Origin of the sequence: Romboutsia sp. 13368 (assembly GCF_018336475.1) — a bacterium.
In the GTDB taxonomy this organism is placed as follows: domain Bacteria; phylum Bacillota; class Clostridia; order Peptostreptococcales; family Peptostreptococcaceae; genus Romboutsia.
The window spans coordinates 360,163-360,381 of sequence record NZ_CP048741.1 but is presented as its reverse complement, the minus strand read 5'-3'; the positions used below and the strand labels follow the sequence as shown (position 1 = coordinate 360,381).

The window sequence follows — 219 nt, the reverse complement described above, 5'->3', positions numbered from 1 at the left end:
CCAGCTTCATTTTTTGTTATTATAACTGTACCTGCSGACCCTGTAAACCCAGATATATATTCTCTAACTTTAAAATATTCACCGACATATTCACTTTGGTGAAAATCTGAAGAGGGTATTATGTACGCGTAAATATCTTTTTCATCCATTATTTTTCTTAATTGTTCTATTCTACTTTTTATCATATATCCACTCCCTTTTTAAAATTTATTATAATTT

Annotated in this window: 1 protein-coding gene; it reads right to left on the bottom strand. The window is 28.0% G+C overall.

What is annotated here, in order from left to right; genetic code table 11:
• Positions 1-185, bottom strand: a 185-nt coding sequence (locus G3997_RS01440) for an aminopeptidase P family N-terminal domain-containing protein (RefSeq protein ID WP_296646955.1), incomplete at its 3' end; no start/stop codon positions are given.
• Positions 186-219: the final 34 nt, after the last annotated feature.